Source organism: Dietzia sp. CH92 (genome assembly GCF_032248695.1).
Taxonomy (GTDB): Bacteria; Actinomycetota; Actinomycetes; order Mycobacteriales; family Mycobacteriaceae; genus Dietzia.
In genome coordinates this window covers 504,251-520,276 of sequence record NZ_JAVHXC010000001.1, presented here as the reverse complement: position 1 = coordinate 520,276, position 16,026 = coordinate 504,251, and the positions used below count along the sequence as shown (strand labels likewise).

Annotated in this window: 13 protein-coding genes; 8 read left to right on the top strand and 5 right to left on the bottom strand. The window is 71.2% G+C overall.

Translation table 11 applies throughout. The features are described 5' to 3' along the window. Positions 1-85: 85 nt before the first annotated feature. Both RWK90_RS02450 and RWK90_RS02445 read right to left on the bottom strand, forming a co-directional pair. Positions 86-637: a DUF1003 domain-containing protein gene (locus RWK90_RS02450; RefSeq protein ID WP_314034320.1), complete on the bottom strand. Its 552-nt coding sequence runs from the start codon at positions 635-637 to the stop codon at positions 86-88. Next, entirely contained in the window at positions 634-1,959 is a 1,326-nt protein-coding gene (locus RWK90_RS02445; RefSeq protein ID WP_314034318.1) for a magnesium transporter MgtE N-terminal domain-containing protein, read from the bottom strand. The genes RWK90_RS02450 and RWK90_RS02445 overlap by 4 nt, the downstream gene beginning before the upstream one ends. A 69-nt stretch (positions 1,960-2,028) precedes the next feature. Between RWK90_RS02445 and RWK90_RS02440 the strand changes: the two genes are divergently transcribed. From RWK90_RS02440 to RWK90_RS02425, 4 genes are all read left to right on the top strand, one after another. Beyond that, positions 2,029-3,066 (top strand): CoA ester lyase, encoded by a 1,038-nt coding sequence (locus RWK90_RS02440; RefSeq protein WP_314034316.1) that lies wholly within the window; start codon positions 2,029-2,031, stop codon positions 3,064-3,066. Next, positions 3,063-3,569 carry a general stress protein gene (locus tag RWK90_RS02435; protein ID WP_314034314.1) on the top strand — a complete coding sequence of 169 codons (507 nt, stop codon included), beginning with the start codon at positions 3,063-3,065 and terminating at the stop codon, positions 3,567-3,569. Before RWK90_RS02440 ends, RWK90_RS02435 begins: the two co-directional genes overlap by 4 nt. Positions 3,570-3,619: 50 nt before the next feature. Then, the gene (locus RWK90_RS02430) at positions 3,620-4,174 is read left to right on the top strand and encodes a suppressor of fused domain protein (RefSeq protein WP_314034754.1); all 555 of its coding nucleotides are present in this window, start codon (positions 3,620-3,622) and stop codon (positions 4,172-4,174) included. Positions 4,175-4,344: 170 nt separating this feature from the next. Beyond that, the gene (locus tag RWK90_RS02425) at positions 4,345-5,259 is read left to right on the top strand and encodes a glycine betaine ABC transporter substrate-binding protein (RefSeq protein WP_314034313.1); all 915 of its coding nucleotides are present in this window, start codon (positions 4,345-4,347) and stop codon (positions 5,257-5,259) included. A 110-nt stretch (positions 5,260-5,369) separates the two neighbouring features. Here the strand turns inward: RWK90_RS02425 and RWK90_RS02420 are convergent, their stop codons facing one another. The 3 genes from RWK90_RS02420 to RWK90_RS02410 all read right to left on the bottom strand — a co-directional run bounded on the left by RWK90_RS02420 (position 5,370) and on the right by RWK90_RS02410 (position 11,475). Beyond that, positions 5,370-9,239 (bottom strand): multifunctional oxoglutarate decarboxylase/oxoglutarate dehydrogenase thiamine pyrophosphate-binding subunit/dihydrolipoyllysine-residue succinyltransferase subunit, encoded by a 3,870-nt coding sequence (locus tag RWK90_RS02420; RefSeq protein WP_396230254.1) that lies wholly within the window; start codon positions 9,237-9,239, stop codon positions 5,370-5,372. A gap of 128 nt (positions 9,240-9,367) precedes the next feature. Beyond that, positions 9,368-10,060, bottom strand: coding sequence for a hypothetical protein (locus tag RWK90_RS02415; protein WP_314034311.1), 693 nt, complete (start codon positions 10,058-10,060; stop codon positions 9,368-9,370). 80 nt (positions 10,061-10,140) lie between these two features. Beyond that, a complete protein-coding gene (locus tag RWK90_RS02410) occupies positions 10,141-11,475 on the bottom strand; it encodes a D-arabinono-1,4-lactone oxidase (protein WP_314034309.1) in 1,335 nt (444 codons plus the stop codon). A 144-nt stretch (positions 11,476-11,619) separates the two neighbouring features. On the opposite strand from RWK90_RS02410, the gene RWK90_RS02405 reads away from it, so the two are divergent. Genes RWK90_RS02405 through RWK90_RS02390 form a run of 4 tightly spaced genes read left to right on the top strand, consistent with a single transcriptional unit; the run spans position 11,620 to position 16,007 of the window. Next, entirely contained in the window at positions 11,620-12,258 is a 639-nt protein-coding gene (locus RWK90_RS02405; RefSeq protein ID WP_070721510.1) for a TetR/AcrR family transcriptional regulator, read from the top strand. Continuing rightward, positions 12,251-13,447: an alanine racemase gene (locus tag RWK90_RS02400; RefSeq protein ID WP_314034306.1), complete on the top strand. Its 1,197-nt coding sequence runs from the start codon at positions 12,251-12,253 to the stop codon at positions 13,445-13,447. The genes RWK90_RS02405 and RWK90_RS02400 overlap by 8 nt, the downstream gene beginning before the upstream one ends. Continuing rightward, positions 13,444-14,778, top strand: coding sequence for a M20/M25/M40 family metallo-hydrolase (locus tag RWK90_RS02395; RefSeq protein ID WP_314034304.1), 1,335 nt, complete (start codon positions 13,444-13,446; stop codon positions 14,776-14,778). Before RWK90_RS02400 ends, RWK90_RS02395 begins: the two co-directional genes overlap by 4 nt. Continuing rightward, complete coding sequence (locus RWK90_RS02390) at positions 14,775-16,007, top strand: MFS transporter (RefSeq protein ID WP_314034302.1); 1,233 nt, start codon at positions 14,775-14,777, stop codon at positions 16,005-16,007. The genes RWK90_RS02395 and RWK90_RS02390 overlap by 4 nt, the downstream gene beginning before the upstream one ends. Positions 16,008-16,026 lie beyond the last annotated feature (19 nt).

Sequence of the window (16,026 nt, the reverse complement as noted above, 5' to 3'; positions counted from 1 at the left end):
AATCGGCGCAAGTTCATCCCCCTACGACGTACCGGACGGCGCCACGGTCGTGCACCGCCCCCGCGACGCTTCGTCTGGGCAGAGGTTACCCCCGGGCCCTGCTCTGTGGATCTGTTTCCCCGCCCTCGGCGTTACCACCGGGGTCGGCCAACCCGGCCAGCAGCGTCTCGATCCTCTCGACGGAATCCCGCAGGTCGTCGAGCTCGCGACGCAGGTAGTCGCGGGTGACGGTCTCACCGACGGACAGGCGTACGGACGCGAGTTCGCGGGCGAGGAACTCCGTGTCCGCCTTGGTCTGGGTCGCCCGGAGGCGGTCCTCCTGGACCGAGGCCTTGTCGCGGTCCTCCTGCCTGTTCTGCGCGAGCAGGATCAGGGGCGCGGCGTAGGCGGCCTGGGTCGAGAACGCCAGGTTGAGGAGGATGAACGGATACGGGTCGAACCGCAGGGCGACGACAGCGACGTTGACGACGATCCACACGATCACGACGACCGTCTGGATGAGCAGGTACATGCCGGTGCCGAAGAACCGGGCCACGGCCTCGCTGTACCGGCCGACCGCGTCGGAGTCGAAGCTGATCCTGGGCCGACGCGAGGTCACCGGGGTCGAGAGCGAGGACCGCACGGGGGAGTCGCTCATCGCGTGGCCTCCGTGTCGTCGTGCAGGTCCATGTCGCGCCAGTCCTCGGGCAGCAGGTGATCGAGCAGGTCGTCGACCGCCACCGCGCCGAGGAGGTGACCCTCGTCGTCGACGACCGGGCCGCAGACCAGGTTGTACGTGGCGAAGAAGCGCGTCACCGCGTCCACCGAGTCGGTGGGGCGCAGCGCCGACAGGCTCGTGTCGACCGTCTCGGCGACCATCGCGGAGGGCAGTTCCCGCAGGAGCGCCTGGATGTGGACGCAGCCGAGGTACTTGCCCGTCGGGGTGGCGGTGGGCGGCCTGACGACAAAGACGAGGCTGGCCAACGCCGGGCTGAGGTCCGGGTTGCGACAGTGCGCCAGCGCCTCCGCGACCGTGGTCTGCGGCGAGAGGATGATCGGCTCGGGCGTCATCAGCCCGCCGGCGGTGTCCGAGTCGAACGTCAACAGGCGGCGGACGTTCGACGAGTCCTCGGGGTTCATCCGCTCCAGATACGACTCGGCGTCCTTCTCGGGAAGCTCGCCGAGCAGATCCGCCACGTCGTCGGGGTCCATCGCCTCGAGCACGTCCGCCGCCCGCTCCAACTCGAGCCGGCTGACGATCTCGGTCTGCTCGTCGTGGGGGAGTTCCTGCAGGATGTCGGCCAGGCGTTCGTCGTCGAGGGTGCGCGCCACCTCCAGGCGTCGCGCCTCGGGCAGTTCACGCAGGGCGATGGCCACGTCGGCGGGACGGAGGTCCGCGTACTGCTCGACCAGGCTCTCGGCGCCGTGCTCCGGCGTCCCGATCGCGACGTCGAGCCCTCTGATCCGGCTCCACGGGTGGATGGAGACCGCCCCGCGCCGGCCGAGGGGGCTGCGGCCCCGGCGTTCGCGGACGGCGAGCCGCGACACGAGCCAGTCCCGGGAACGCTGGCGTTCGATCTCCACGTCGACCACCTGGTACCGGGTCGGACGGCCCTGGGCGCCGGTGCGCTCGCCGCCGGAGCGTTCCGCGCCGGGTTGGTCGTGGTCGACATCGATGACCGAATCGACCAGCGCTCCCAACACCAGGTTCTCCCCGGGCCGGGACTGGAACCGGTGCAGGTTGATCGTCCCCGAGACCAGCGACACCGACCGCGGGTCGATGGAGGCGACCCGGAGCATGGGCACGAAGATCCGGCGGCGCGTGGGCAGCTCGACGACCAGCCCGATGACGCGTGGGGGTTTGTGCCCGGACCGCATCGTCACCACGACGTCGCGGATGCGGCCGATGTCGTCCCCATCGGGGCCGATCACCGGCAGTCCGGCTAGCCTGGCGACGAAGGCCTTGTTGAGGTTCGCCATGCAGACCAACCTAGTCACCGACCGCTGGCGGCCGCCCGCCGTATCGGAGGTAAGGGAGTGCCACCCACGATGACCGCAGCCCCCCACGTGACCACCGCGCCGTCGGAGGACGCCGCCTCGGCGATAGCCGAGCTGCGCGCCCGGCCCAGGCGCACCGTGCTGGCCGTGCCCGGCAGCAGCGTGAAGATGATCGACAAGGCCCGGGGGCTCCCGGTGGACGAGGTCTTCCTGGACCTCGAGGACGCGGTCGCCGGTCCGGCCAAGGACGAGGCCCGCGCGAACGTCGTGACCGCCCTGGGGCAGGGCGGGTTCGCGGCGCCCACCGTCGTGGTGCGGGTGAACGCCTGGGACACCGAGTACACCGTCCGTGACGTCACGGAGGTCGTCGGCAGGGCGGGGGCCCACGTCGACGCGCTGCTGCTGCCCAAGGCGCGGACGGCGGCCGAGGTCGCCGCGTTGGACCTCGTGCTGACCCAGGTGGAGAAGGCCGCCGGACTCCCGGTCGGCCACATCGGGATCGAGCCACAGATCGAGGACGCGCTGGGGCTGACCAACATCGACGCGATCGCGACGGCCAGCCCGCGCGTGCTCACCCTGGTGTTCGGCCCGGCGGACTTCATGGCCTCGATCGGGATGCGCACCCTGACGGTGGGCGAGCAACCGGACGGCTACACCCCGGGCGACGCCTACCACCACGTGTTCATGACGATCCTCGTCGCCGCCCGCGCACACGGACTGCAGGCGATCGACGGGCCGTTCCTCAAGGTGCGCGACGAGGAGGGGTTCCGTCGCGCGGCGGCACGGACCGCGGCGCTCGGCTTCGACGGCAAGTGGGTGCTGCATCCCGCCCAGGTCGATGCGGGCAACGAGGTGTTCAGCCCGCGTCAGGACGAGTTCGACAAGGCCGAGGCCATCCTCGAGGCCTACGCCCGGTCGACGTCGGTGGAGGGTGGCGCCCGCGGTGCGGTGATGTTCGGGGACGAGATGCTGGACGAGGCCAGCCGTAAGATGGCGCTGGTCGTCTCCGCACGGGGCCGCGCGGCCGGGATGACCGTGACGGACCGGGCGCGGTCGCAGGACTCGGACGCGGAAGGACGGACCCCATGACCTCTCCGGTGAACCCGCGGGGCGCGCGCGGTCGGGGCGTGCAGACGCCCGGTCTGCCGACCCCGCCCACGGGCTGGGTGGTCGGCTCGTACCCCACGTATGCGCAGGCCCAGGCTGCGGTCGATCACCTGGCCGATGAGGACTTCCCCGTTCACGAGGTCACGATCGTCGGGGTCGATCTCATGCAGGTCGAGCGGGTCACCGGGCGTCTGACCTGGCCCAAGGTCCTGCTGGGCGGTCTGGCGACCGGCGCGTGGCTGGGCCTGTTCGTCGGCCTGCTCCTGGGGATCTTCACGCAGCCGATGTGGGGCGTGGTCCTGACCGGCCTGATCGGCGGGTCGGTGTTCGGTGTCCTGTCGGCGTCGCTGTCCTACGCCGCCACCCGCGGCAAGCGGGACTTCGCGTCCACGTCCCAGCTGGTCGCCGGCCGGTACGACGTCCTGTGCGAGCCCGGTAACGCGGAGCGGGTCCGGGACGAGCTCGCCCGGCTCGGGCTGAAGTAGTGCGGCCCCACGGCCCCGTGGACCCCGCGGCGGTCCTGGCCGCGGTGCGCATGCATCTGGAGGCGCGGTACGGCCCGGACCCCCAGGAGGCGTCCGTGACGTTCCTGGGAGCGGCGCCCATCAAGATCCTGCGGTTCGTGGACATGGAGTCGGGGGTGGTCCGCTACGTGTCCCTGGGGTGTTCGGCGGATCCGATGGGGGACCCCTCGGCGCTCGTGCCGGACCCGGCGGCGCCCCGGGCGGAGCTGAGCCTGGTCCTGCGGGGCGGGGTGGACGGCGTGGTCCGCGCCCTCGCGGTCCTGGCCGCCGCGCCCGCGGTCGAGGGACTGGTCCTGTCGGAGGGGGCGCTGGTCGATCTGGGGGAGCCGCTGTGGCCGGGTGCGGCGTTCACCGCGGTCGTGCTCCGCGCCCCCGAGATCCCGGACGTGGACCTGCCGGGTGAGTCCGCGCCCGTCAGGATCTTCCGGGCGGTCCCGGTGACGCACACGGAGGCGGCGTGGGTGCGGATGAAGGGCGCGGCGGAGCTGGAGGACGCGTGGGCCGAGGCCGGGATCGACGTCACCGATCCCGCGCGGTCGGCGGTGAATCCGGGCCTCACGCGCTGACCCCCGACCCCGCCCGCCGGCCCCGGCCCCACGGGCTGCGCGGGGGCGCGGCATCGTCGCGCCAGCGGATCGGGACTCGGAGTGACGCCGCCCGGGCGCGACTGGGACACTGTCGGTCGGGATCCACGGCGCCGACGGGCGCGGTCGGTGCGAAGGAAGGACGTGATCGGGTGCGGTGGACGGTGGGACGGTCCGGTAGAGCCCTGGCGGCGCTCGCGGGTGCGGGTGTCGTCGTGCTGTCGGGGTGTCAGGCGCAGTCGTCGATCGTGCCGGCGCACACCGACGATCCCGTGGTGGTGATCGAGACCGCCTCGTTCGGCGAGGCCGAGATCGTGGGACACATCTACGGCAACGCCCTGGTACGGGCGGGCTCCCGGGTGACCGCGCGACCACAGTCCGGGACGCAGTCGGAGGTCGTGCGGTCCGTCGTCGAGGGCGGGGCGACCTTCACCGTCGGCTTCACCGGCGAGCTCCTGCGCACGTTCGACCCCGACTCCACGGACGTCGCCGCGGACGAGGTGTACGCCGCGATGATGGCCGCGCTGCCGGAGGGGGTCACCGCCGCGGACCCTGCACCCGCCGAGGACGCGCCCGTGTATGTGGTCACACGCAACACGTCGGAGACCCGGGGCCTGCGCGCGATGTCGGATCTGGCCGGGCGGTGCGGTGAGCTCACCCTCGGTGCGCGGCAGGAGGCCCTCGCCGACTCCGAGCTGGCCACCGCGGTGGGGACGACGTACGAGTGTGGGTTCGGACGGCGTATCCCGTTGGGGCCGAATCCGCGCGCGGTGTTCGACGCCCTGCGGGCGGGGGAGATCGGCGTGGGGTTGGTGCAGTCGGCCGACCCGGTGGGGCTCCCCGAGGACATCGTGACGTTGGACGACGACGAGGACGCGATCCTGGCGCAGAATCTGGTGCCGGTCTTCCGCAAGGGCTCCCTGTCGGAGGACCAGTTGGGTCTGGTCAACCGCATCAGTGGTGAGCTGACCACCGACGACATCCGTGAGCTCCTGCTGGGGGTGGAGTTCGGGACCGCCACCCCGGTGGCGCTCGCGAACTACTGGCTGGACTCGCACGGCTACTGACCGGCCACTGACCGGCTACTGACCGGCTACTGATCGGCGCGTTCCCCGGGTGGGAGCGAGAACGGGGCCCGACCGCGAATCGCGGTCGGGCCCCCTCGTCTAGCGGCGGATCAGGCGAAGGCCTCGTCCACCAAGGCCTTCTGCTCGACCGCGTGGACCTTGCTCAGGCCGGTCGAGGTGGCGGCCATCGGGCGACGCGACACCCGCTTGAGCGGCGGGAGGTTGTCGATCCGCTCCGGCAGCTCGAGCGCGAGGAAGCTCCACGCACCCTGGTTGGCCGGCTCCTCCTGAACCCACCGGACCTCGCTGACGTTCGGGTAGTGGTCGAGTGCCTCACGGAGACGACGGTGCGGGATCGGGTGGAGCTGCTCGAGGCGGACGATCGCGATGTCGTCACGGCCGTCCTTCTCCTGACGGGCGGCCAGCTCGTAGTACAGCTTCCCGGAGACCAGCAGCATGGTCTTGACCTTGCCGGCGTCCTTCGACCCGTCGGCGAACGTCGGATCGTCGAGCACGGACCGGAACTTGCCCGAGGTGAAGTCCTCGACCGCGCTCACGGCCTTCTTGTTGCGCAGCATCGACTTGGGGGTGAACACTACCTGGGGCCGCTTGATGCCGTTGGCGTGACGACGCATGAGGTGGAAGTAGTTCGCCGGCGTCGACGGCTGCGCGACGGTCATCGAGCCCTCAGCGCAGAGCTGGAGGAAACGCTCGATGCGGCCGGACGTGTGGTCCGGGCCCATGCCCTCGTGCCCGTGGGGCAGCAGGAGGGTCACGGACGACTTCTGGCCCCACTTGGCCTCACCGGACGAGATGTACTCGTCGATGATGGTCTGGGCGCCGTTCACGAAGTCACCGAACTGGGCCTCCCACATGACGAGCGCCTCGGGGTCGCCCACCGAGTAGCCGTACTCGAAGCCGAGCCCCGCGTACTCGGTCAGTGCCGAGTTGTAGACCTCGAACCGACCCTCGGCCCCGTCGAGGTGCTGGAGGGGGGAGTAGGTCTCGGCCGTGGTCTTGTCCACGATCACCACGTGACGCTGGGTGAAGGTGCCGCGCTGGGAGTCCTGGCCCGCGAGGCGGACGGTACGCCCCTCCATCGCCAGGGAGCCGATGGCCAGAAGCTCGGCGAACGCCCAGTCGATGTTGCCGTTGTAGGCCATCTTCTGGCGGGCCTCGTAGACCGGCTTGACCCGGGGGTGGATGTGGAACCCCTCGGGCAGGTTGCCGAAGGCGTCACCGATCGCGTGGATGACGGACTCGTCGACCGCCGTGACGATCTTGGGCAGCGGCTGATCCGGCTCGATCGACTGGGAGGGCGAGACCGGGTGCTTCTCGAGCTCGCGGACCTCGTTGAAGACGCGCTCGAGCTGCCCCTGGAAGTCGCGGAGCGCGTTCTCCGCCTCCTTCTGGGTGATGTCACCACGACCGACGAGATCCTCGGTGTAGGACTGGCGGACGCTCTTCTTGCCGTCGATCACCTCGTACATGCGCGGCTGGGTCATCGAGGGGTCGTCGGCCTCGTTGTGGCCCCGGCGGCGGTAGCAGACGAGGTCGATCACGACGTCCTTCTTGAACTTCTGACGGAAGTCCATGGCCAGACGGGCCACGCGGACGCAGGCCTCCGGATCGTCACCGTTCACGTGGAAGATCGGAGCACCGACCATCTTCGCGACGTCCGTGCAGTACTGGCTCGACCGGCCCGCCTCGGGGGCCGTGGTGAACCCGATCTGGTTGTTGACCACGATGTGGATGGTGCCGCCGGTCCGGTACCCGTCGATGAGCGACAGGTTGAGGGTCTCGGCGACCACGCCCTGGCCGGCGAACGCGGCGTCACCGTGCAGCATCAGCGGCACGACCGGGTACTCGGCGCGCCACTCCGGGTCCTCGATGAGGTCCTGCTTGGCGCGGACGATCCCCTCGAGGACCGGGTCGACCGCCTCGAGGTGCGAGGGGTTGGCGGTGAGCGAGACCTTGATCTCGTTCTCGCCGAACATCTGGTATTGGATGCCCTCGGCGCCGAGGTGGTACTTCACGTCGCCCGAGCCGTGCGCGGCCGAGGGGTCCATGTTGCCCTCGAATTCGGTGAAGATCTGGCGGTACGGCTTGCCCACGATGTTCGCGAGCACGTTGAGCCGGCCGCGGTGCGGCATGCCGATGACGACCTCGTCCAGGCCGAACTCGGCGGCCTCGTCGATGACCGCGTCCATCATGGGGATGACGGACTCGGCGCCCTCCAGCGAGAACCGCTTCTGGCCGACATACTTGGTCTGCAGGAACGTCTCGAAGGCCTCGGCGGCGTTGACCTTGGACAGGATGTACTTCTGCTCCGCGACGGTCGGCTTGTCGTCGACCCCCTCGATGCGGTCCTGGATCCACTGGCGCTGCTCGTTCTCGAGGATGTGGGTGTACTCGATACCGATCTTGCGGCAGTAGGCGGCGCGCAGGGCCGACAACACGTCCCGCAGGCGCAGCTTGTCCTTGCCGACGAAACCGCCGACGGAGAACTCGCGGTCCAGGTCCCACAGCGTGAGCTCGTGCGTGTTGACGTCGAGGTCCGGGTGGAACGTGCGCCGCCGCCGCGCGTACTTGCCGTCGAGCGGGTCGATGTCGGCCATGAGGTGGCCGCGGTCCCGGTACGCGGCGATGAGCTCGAGGACGCGCGCGTCCTTGTCCACCCGCGGGTCGGTGATGTCCTGGCGCCACCGGACGGGCTCGTACGGGATGCCCAGGGCGTCGAAGATCTCGTCGTAGAACTCGTCGGCGAGCAGCAGGCGGTGGATCTCGCGCAGGAACTCGCCGGACTCGGCGCCCTGGATGATCCGGTGGTCGTAGGTCGAGGTCAGCGTGGTGATCTTGCCGACCGCGTTCTTGGCCAGCAGCTCCTCGCTGGCGCCCTGGAACTCGGCCGGGTACTCCATGGCCCCGACACCGAGGATCGCGCCCTGGCCCACCGTGAGGCGGGGAACCGAGTGGACGGTGCCGATGCCGCCCGGGTTGGTCAGCGAGACCGTCACGCCGGAGAAGTCGTCCATCGTCAGCTTGCCCTCGCGGGCGCGGGCGACGATGTCCTCGTAGGCGTCGAGGAAGCCCCGGAAATCGAGCTCCTCGCAGTTGCGGATCGCCGCGACAACGAGCGAGCGACCGGCCTTGGTCTTCATGTCGATGGCCAGTCCGAGGTTGATCCCCGCCGGGGTGACGGTGTGCGGCTTACCGTCGATCTCCTCGTAGTGGTTGTTCATGTTGGGGTAGACCTTGATGGCCTGCACCATCGCGTACCCGATGAGGTGCGTGAACGAGATCTTCCCGCCGTGGGTGCGCTGGAGATGGTTGTTGATGACCATCCGGTTGTCGATCATGAGCTTGGCCGGCACCGCGCGGACAGAGGTCGCGGTGGGCAGCGTGAGCGACGCGTTCATGTTCTTGACGATGGCGTTGGCCGCCCCGCGCAGCGCCTTGGTCTCCGGCTCGGACGGAGGCGTGTACTGCGGACGGGAGGGCTTGCCCACCGCGGGCGCGGCCGGTTTGGGGCGTCGCTCGGAGGTGTTCACGGGCGCGGGCACGCCCTCACCACGGGCCTTGCGCGCCGGGCTCGCGTCCGCGGCGGGCTTGGCCGCGACGTCCTTGGCGGACGCCTCCGGGGTCACGTCGTCGATGGTCAACTCCGACGGCTTCGTGGACTTCTCGTCCGCCGGACGGGACGTCGTCCCGGCCTTGCCGGTCCCCGCCGACTTCGCACCCGCCGCCTTCGCACCCGCCGACTTCGCTTCGTTCTCACCGCCCTGACGCGCCCGGTCCCCGGCGCCGCGCGCGGCGGTGCCGTTGGAGGAGCCACCCCCGGAGGAGGAGGCGGCCTCCGGGTTGGCCTCGAAGAACTCGTGCCACGACTCGTCCACGGAGGACGGGTCCTTGGCGAACCGGTCATACATCTCGTCTACGAGCCACTGGTTCTGTCCGAACTGTGAGACGTTGTTGCTCACGATCTTGTGGTGCCTCTCTGGTTCTGTGGTGGGTTTCACACGTAATGGATCCAGGCTAGACCGTCTGCCCGATCGGGGCTTTCCGATCTCACCTGACAGGGGGATGCCACTCGCCCGTCACCGCGCGTTCACGTGGCGGGCCAGGTCGTCGGGGGCGAGCCGAACGTCGCGTCGGCGGTGTCCACGACGGTCCGGCCGAGACGGCGGTTGCCCCAGCCGCCGACCGCGGCGCCGAGGCCCGCCGGCGCGAGTTTGCCCATCGCCAGACCGGCCCGTTTGACGGCGAACTTGCGGACGAACCGGTGGAGCATGCGGCGGTTGACCTCCTTGAGGCCGGGGATCCGAAGCGATCCACTCGCGAGCGAGGCACCGCCCGACCCGCCGGCGGACCCGACCGCGTTGGCCAGGAGCGCGGTCCCGGACGCGCCCAACATCACCGTCATGACGAGCAGTTCCTCGTGCTCGCCCTCCCGGACGTCGACGCCGTGGACCTCCGCGACCGCCAGCGTGTAGAAGGCGGCGGCCTCGAGGAACACCAGGGATTCGGCACCGACCGCCCCGAACGCGACGATGGTGCCGATGCCCGGCACGGCGGCGGTGGCCCCCACTGCGGCGCCGGAGGCGGTGACGGTCGTGAGGAACCGGGAGTCGAGTCGGCTGCGGATCCGGGCGGGGCTCTCCTCGGGGTGGGCCCGGCGGAGATGGCGGACGTAGGCGCGGGCCGCGCCGGCCTGACCGCGGATGGCGCGGCGCAGCGCGGCCGTCACCACCCCCGCCGCGGGACCGGAGACGCCGGATTCGGCGGGGACGCGTTCGGTCACTGGTCACTCCTGGGGGTCATGGCGGGCGGGTGGGGCCGCACTCGTACCACCACGGTACGTAACCCGGGACGTGTCGCGCCCTAGGGCAACACGCGCTCGGTGTACTCGTTGCCGAAGAGCCGGTCCGGGTCGAGCCGGTCGCGCACCGCGACGAAGTCGTCGAAGTGCTCGACCATCGTCGACAGGTCCGCGGCGGTCCGCGTGTGCATCTTCCCCCAGTGCGGTCTCCCGCCCGACGCGAGGAAGATCGATTCGGCGAGCCGGAACAACTCAGTGTGGTCCATCCGATGGTACTGGTGCACCGCTATGTAGCAGACGTCGCGGTCGTATGCCGTGGACAGCCAGACGTCGTCGGCGGCCGCGAAACGCACCTCGACGGGGAACGGGGTGACCACGCCGGCGCGATCGATCGTGTCGCGCAGGTCCCTCAGCACGCCCGCCGCGGCCTCGAGGGGGACCGCGTACTCCATCTCGCGGAACCGCACGCGCCGCGGGGAGGCGAACACCCGGTAGCTGCGGTCGGTGAACTCGCGGGCGGACAACGCGCGCGAGGACAGGCGGTTGAGACGAGGCGTGAGCGCCGGTCGCCGGGTCGCCGCGCGGCACACCGCGTCGAACGCCTCGTTGGACAGGAACTCGTCGCTCACCAGCTCCCGGATGCGGCCCACGGGACGGAGGTCGGTGTCCCCGGCCAGGCGGGTGTTGCGCTTGACGCTGATCGCGTCCGTGTGGGGGAACCAGAAGAACTCGGCGTGGTCGGCGGACCGGGCGAACCCCTCCAGATCAGCCAACGCCGCCGAGAGGGTCCACGGCCGCTCCTCGGCCCGGAGGGCGAACGCCGGGACGCACCGGATCGTCATCTTGGTGATGATCCCCAGGGCGCCGATCCCGAGCCGCGCGGCCTCGAACACCTCCGGATGCGAGGTGCGGGAACACGACACGACGGATCCGTCCGCGGTGACCAGCTGGAGCCCCACCACGGTGGCGGGGATCCCGGGCGCGGTGAGTCCCGTGCCATGGGTGCCGGTGGAGACCGCCCCGGCCAGCGACTGCTCCGCGAAGTCACCGAGGTTCTGCTGCGCGAGCCCCAGATCCCACAGGAGCGGGCCGAGGCGGTGCAGGCGCGTGCCGGCCCAGACGGTCACCTCCGCGCCGTCGGCACGGCCGTCCGCGCCGAGGGTCGGGACTATCGCCTCGATCCCGGTGAGATCGTCCAACGAGACCAGGACCCCGTCCGTCGCCGCGGCCGGGGTGAAGGAATGGCCCGCACCGACGCATTTGACGCGGTCCCCGCGCTCCGCGGCCCCCGCCACGATCTCGGCCACCTCGGCGACGGTCGTGGGCCCGCGCCGCTCCGACGGGGTCGCCAGCACGTTGCCGGCCCAGTTCTGCCAGGTGGCCACGGAGGTCGTCATGGCTGCAGAGACTACCGCCGGGTCGCGGTCCCGGAGGCAGACCTGGACATTCGACCTGACCCCTGTCCGTGCAGGCGTTCGCGTCAGGGGGTCGGTGCGCGGTTAACGGTGTCCACGTCCTCGTCGTCGTCGTACCATGGACGGGTGACCAGACGACTACCTGCAGATCAGCGCCGGGCGCAACTCCTCCAAGCCGCGCTGGAGATCGCCGAGCACGACGGTCTGGGGGCGGTGACCGTGCGCGGGGTGGCCGAGCGTGCGGGCGTGTCCCTGGGTGTCGTCCACTACTGCTACACGGACAAGGAAGAGCTCATCCGCGAGGTGATCGGCGCGGTGAACTCCGAGGTCCACCAGGCCGCGCGCGCGTTCGTGAGCGTGGACTTCGATTCGGGGGCCCGCGGAACCGAGGGTCTGCGCCGCCGGCTGTACGAGGCGATCGATCTCGTCTGGGCCGTGATCTCCGCCTCGCCCGATCGACAACTGCTCACCTACGAGATCGTCTCGTACTCACTCCGGACCCACGGGCTACCCGAGGTCGGACTGGCCCGGAACCAGCAGGAGTCCAACGAGGCGATCGTGCGGTCGGTGCTCGAACGCACCGCCGACTCCGCCGGCGTCCGGTGGGGCATGGGTCTCGACGACATGGTGCGGGTGGTGCTCTCGATCATCACCGGCGTCAGCCTGCGCTGGCAGATCTACAGGGACGACGACGAGGCCAACGATCTGTTGCACCGCGCGGTCGACCTCATCGTGCGGGATGCGCGGCCGGTCGACGGTGCCTGAGGCCGACCCGGCTCACCACCGGGCGGTCGCCGGGGCCCTGGACACCGCGACGGCCCGACTCGAGGCGCCCCTCGCCGCGCTGCACCTGCCGAGCCTGCGCGCCAACCTGGAGGACCTGCGCCGACGGGCGGGCGGCACGCGCATCCGGATCGCGAGCAAGTCGGTGCGGTGCCGACGGGTGCTCGAGGAGGCCCTCGGCGCGGACCTGCGCGGCGACGCGGCGGTCCGCGGCGTCATGGCGTACTCCCTCGCCGAGGCGCTGTGGCTCGTCGACTCCGGGTGCGACGACGTCCTGGTGGGGTACCCGACGGTCGACCGGTCGGCGCTGGGGCGGCTCGGTGCGGACCCGGACGCGCTCGACGCCGTGACCCTGATGGTCGACGACCCGCGCCAGCTGGCGATCGCCCGCGAGGCCGGCGCGCGCGGGGCCCGGGTGTGCATCGACGTCGACGCCTCGCTTCGGGTCGGTCCGGTCCACCTCGGCGTCCGGCGATCCCCCCTCCGCGGCCCCGCCGATGTGGAACCGCTGGTGCGCCACGCGAGCGACCAGGGCTTCCGCGTGGTCGGCGCGATGTTCTACGAGGCCCAGGTCGCCGGGGTCCCGGACGACGTACCCGGGATCGGGTTGGTCAAGCGCGTGTCGATGCGCCGCCTGCGCGGGGTGCGCGAGGCGGTCGCCGCGGTGATCGCGGACATCACCGGCGAGCCGCCCGAGATCATCAACTCCGGCGGCACGGGATCGGTCGCGGAGAGCGCCGCGGCGCCGGCCGTCACGGAGGTCACCGCCGGGTCCGGCCTGTACGCCCCGGGACTGTTCGACGCGTACCGCTCCTTCACCCCCCGGCCGGCCCTCATGTTCGCGCTGCCCGCCGTACGCCGACCCGCGCCCGGGCTGACCACCTTCCTCTACGGCGGGTACGTCGCGTCCGGGCCCCCGGGCGGGGACCGACTGCCCGTTCCGGTCGCCCCCGCGGGGATGCGCTACCTCGGTCGGGAGGGCGCCGGCGAGGTCCAGACGCCCGTCCGGGGTGACGTGACGATCGGCGGACGCGGCTGGTGGCGCCACGCCAAAGCCGGCGAGGTGTGCGAGCGGTTCGACACACTCCACGTGGTGGACGAGACTGCAGACGGGCCCGCCCTCGTGGACCGCTGGCCCACCTACCGCGGGGAAGGGAAGTGTTTCGGATGAGCGACGCCCACCAGATGACCGACGAGGCCCGGGCGCGGATGCACGCCGAGGCCGTCTCGATCACGGCCGATCTCGTGTCCATCGACTCGACCAACACCGGCGACGCGGCGACCATCGGCGACGGGGAGACCCGGGTGTGCCGGCGGATCGCCGAGTACCTCGCCGAGGTCGGCATCGACAGTGAACTCGTGGAGTCCGTGCCGGGCCGGGGCAGTCTGTTCGCCCGCGTCGAGGGCGCCGACCCCGGGGCCGGAGGTCTCGTCGTGCACGGGCACGTCGACGTGGTGCCCGCGGTCGCCGAGGACTGGACGGTCCCGCCCTTCGCGGGTGAGATCCGCGACGGGTGGCTCTACGGACGCGGCACCGTCGACATGAAGAACATGATCGGCATGATGCTCGCCGTCGTGCGCCACTACCGCCGGGAGGGGATCGTCCCCCGACGGCCGCTGCTGTTGGCCTTCTTCGCGGACGAGGAGGCCGCCGGGATCATGGGCGCCAAATGGATCGTGCGCGAACGCCCCGAGATCTTCGACGGCATGACCCAGGCGCTCAGCGAGGTCGGCGGATGGTCGGTGCCCGTGGCCGGGCGTCGCCTGTACCCGATCGCGGTCGCGGAGAAGGGGGTGGCCTGGGCGAAGGTCACCGCCCACGGCACCGCCGCGCACGCCTCCCGTCCCACGTCCGACAACGCCGTCGCCGCCGTCGCGGGGGCGGTCCACCGCGTCGCGGGGATCGAGTTCCCGATCGAACCCACCGAGGCCAACACCGCGCTCGCCGCGACGGTCGGCCGGATCGCCGGAGGCGGCGGCGATGTGGCCGAGCTGCCGGAACGACTCGAAGTGCTCGGCCACTTCGGGCCGCTCGTGGCCGCCTCGCTCTCCCACACCGCGTCGCCGACCGTCCTGTCCGCCGGGTACAAGACCAACGTCATCCCGACCGAGGCCCGCGCCGAGATCGACTGCCGTGTCCTCCCCGGGGGAGAGGAGACGTTCCGAGCGGAGGTCGAGCGGGAACTCGGGCCGGACGTGTCGGTCGAGTGGATCTGGCAGCCGCCCATCGCGGCCCCGGCGGACGCCCCGCTGGTCGACGTGATCGGCGACGCCGTCCGCGGATCCGATCCGGACGCGCTGGTGGTCCCGTACCTCCTTCCGGCCAGCACCGACAACAAGCATCTCGCCGAGCTGGGGATCCACGGCTACGGCTTCGTCCCCCTGCGGGTACCGGACGACTTCGACGTCTTCGGCCACTTCCACGCCGTCGACGAGCGGGTACCCGTCGACGCGCTGCACTTCGGTGCCGACGTGCTCGAGCGCGTCCTCCGGTCGGCGTGAGGGGCGCCGCGCAGGCGAGGGACGCCGCTCCGCGGACGAGGTTGCCCGCGGACATCTGGGTTCTGGTCGTGGCCGCCTTCGCGGTCGCGATCGGGTACGGGCTCGTGGCGCCGGTGCTGCCACAGTTCGCGCGCACCTTCGACGTGTCCGTCACCGCGGCCTCGGTCGTGGTGAGCGCCTTCGCCTTCTTCCGGCTCGTGTTCGCCCCCGCCGGCGGCTTCCTCGTCGACAGGATGGGGGAGCGGTGGGTCTACATGACCGGCCTGCTCATCGTCGTGGCCTCGACCCTGGCGACCGGCCTGGCACAGAGCTACTGGCAGCTCCTGATCTTCCGGGGACTCGGCGGCCTCGGGTCCACGATGTTCACGATCTCCGCGATGGCCCTGCTGACGCGGTTGTCGCCGCCCGGGCAGCGGGGCCGGATCGCCGGGCTCTACGCCACGGCGTTCCTCATCGGCAACATCGGCGGCCCGGTGCTGGGCGGGGTGCTCGCGGAGTTCGGGATGCGTGTGCCGTTCTTCGTCTACGCGGGGACCCTCCTCGTGGCGACCGCCGTGGTCGCGGTATTCCTCCGGGGCGGCCGACGGCGCTCCCCGGACGACGAGACCCCGGAACAGGAACCGCTGCTCGTCGGCGAGGCGCTCCGGCACACCGGCTACCGCGCGGCCCTGATCTCCAGCTTCGTCAACGGGTGGACCTCGTTCGGCGTCCGCGTCGCGATCATCCCGCTGTTCGCCGCGGCGAACTTCGACGCCGGAGCGGGCGTGGCGGGCACCGCCCTGGCCTCGTTCGCGGTGGGGACGGCATCGGTGGTGTCCGTGGCGGGCAGACTGTCCGACCGATTCGGCCGCCGCCCGATGGTCATCATCGGGCTCATCGTCTCGGGTGTCACCACCATCGTCCTGGGCTGGTGCGACACCGTCCCTCTGCTCGTGGCCGCGTCGGTCGTGGCGGGCATGGGGGCGGGCATCCTCAACCCCGCCCAACAGGCGGCGGTCGCCGACGTGATCGGAGCGGACCGCGCCGGTGGCAAGGTGCTCGCCACGTTCCAGATGGCCAGTGACTCCGGGGCGATTCTCGGCCCGGTGGTCGTGGGGCTCATCGTCGACCGGCTCGGCTACACGACCGGCTTCGCCGTCTCCGGAGCGCTCCTGCTCCTCGCGGTGGTGCCCTGGGTGGTCGCCAGGGAGACCCGCCAACCGGCCGACGAGGTCCACGCGGGGGAGTGACCTGCGCAAGCCGTATCGC

What these genes read in the sequence shown, in the direction of transcription:
- RWK90_RS02450 (WP_314034320.1), bottom strand. Translation starts at nt 637, where the DNA reads ATGAGCGACTCCCCCGTGCGGTCCTCGCTCTCGACCCCGGTGACCTCG.
- RWK90_RS02445 (WP_314034318.1), bottom strand. Translation starts at nt 1,959, where the DNA reads ATGGCGAACCTCAACAAGGCCTTCGTCGCCAGGCTAGCCGGACTGCCG.
- RWK90_RS02440 (WP_314034316.1), top strand. Translation starts at nt 2,029, where the DNA reads ATGACCGCAGCCCCCCACGTGACCACCGCGCCGTCGGAGGACGCCGCC.
- RWK90_RS02435 (WP_314034314.1), top strand. Translation starts at nt 3,063, where the DNA reads ATGACCTCTCCGGTGAACCCGCGGGGCGCGCGCGGTCGGGGCGTGCAG.
- RWK90_RS02430 (WP_314034754.1), top strand. Translation starts at nt 3,620, where the DNA reads ATGCATCTGGAGGCGCGGTACGGCCCGGACCCCCAGGAGGCGTCCGTG.
- RWK90_RS02410 (WP_314034309.1), bottom strand. Translation starts at nt 11,475, where the DNA reads ATGACGACCTCCGTGGCCACCTGGCAGAACTGGGCCGGCAACGTGCTG.
- RWK90_RS02395 (WP_314034304.1), top strand. Translation starts at nt 13,444, where the DNA reads ATGAGCGACGCCCACCAGATGACCGACGAGGCCCGGGCGCGGATGCAC.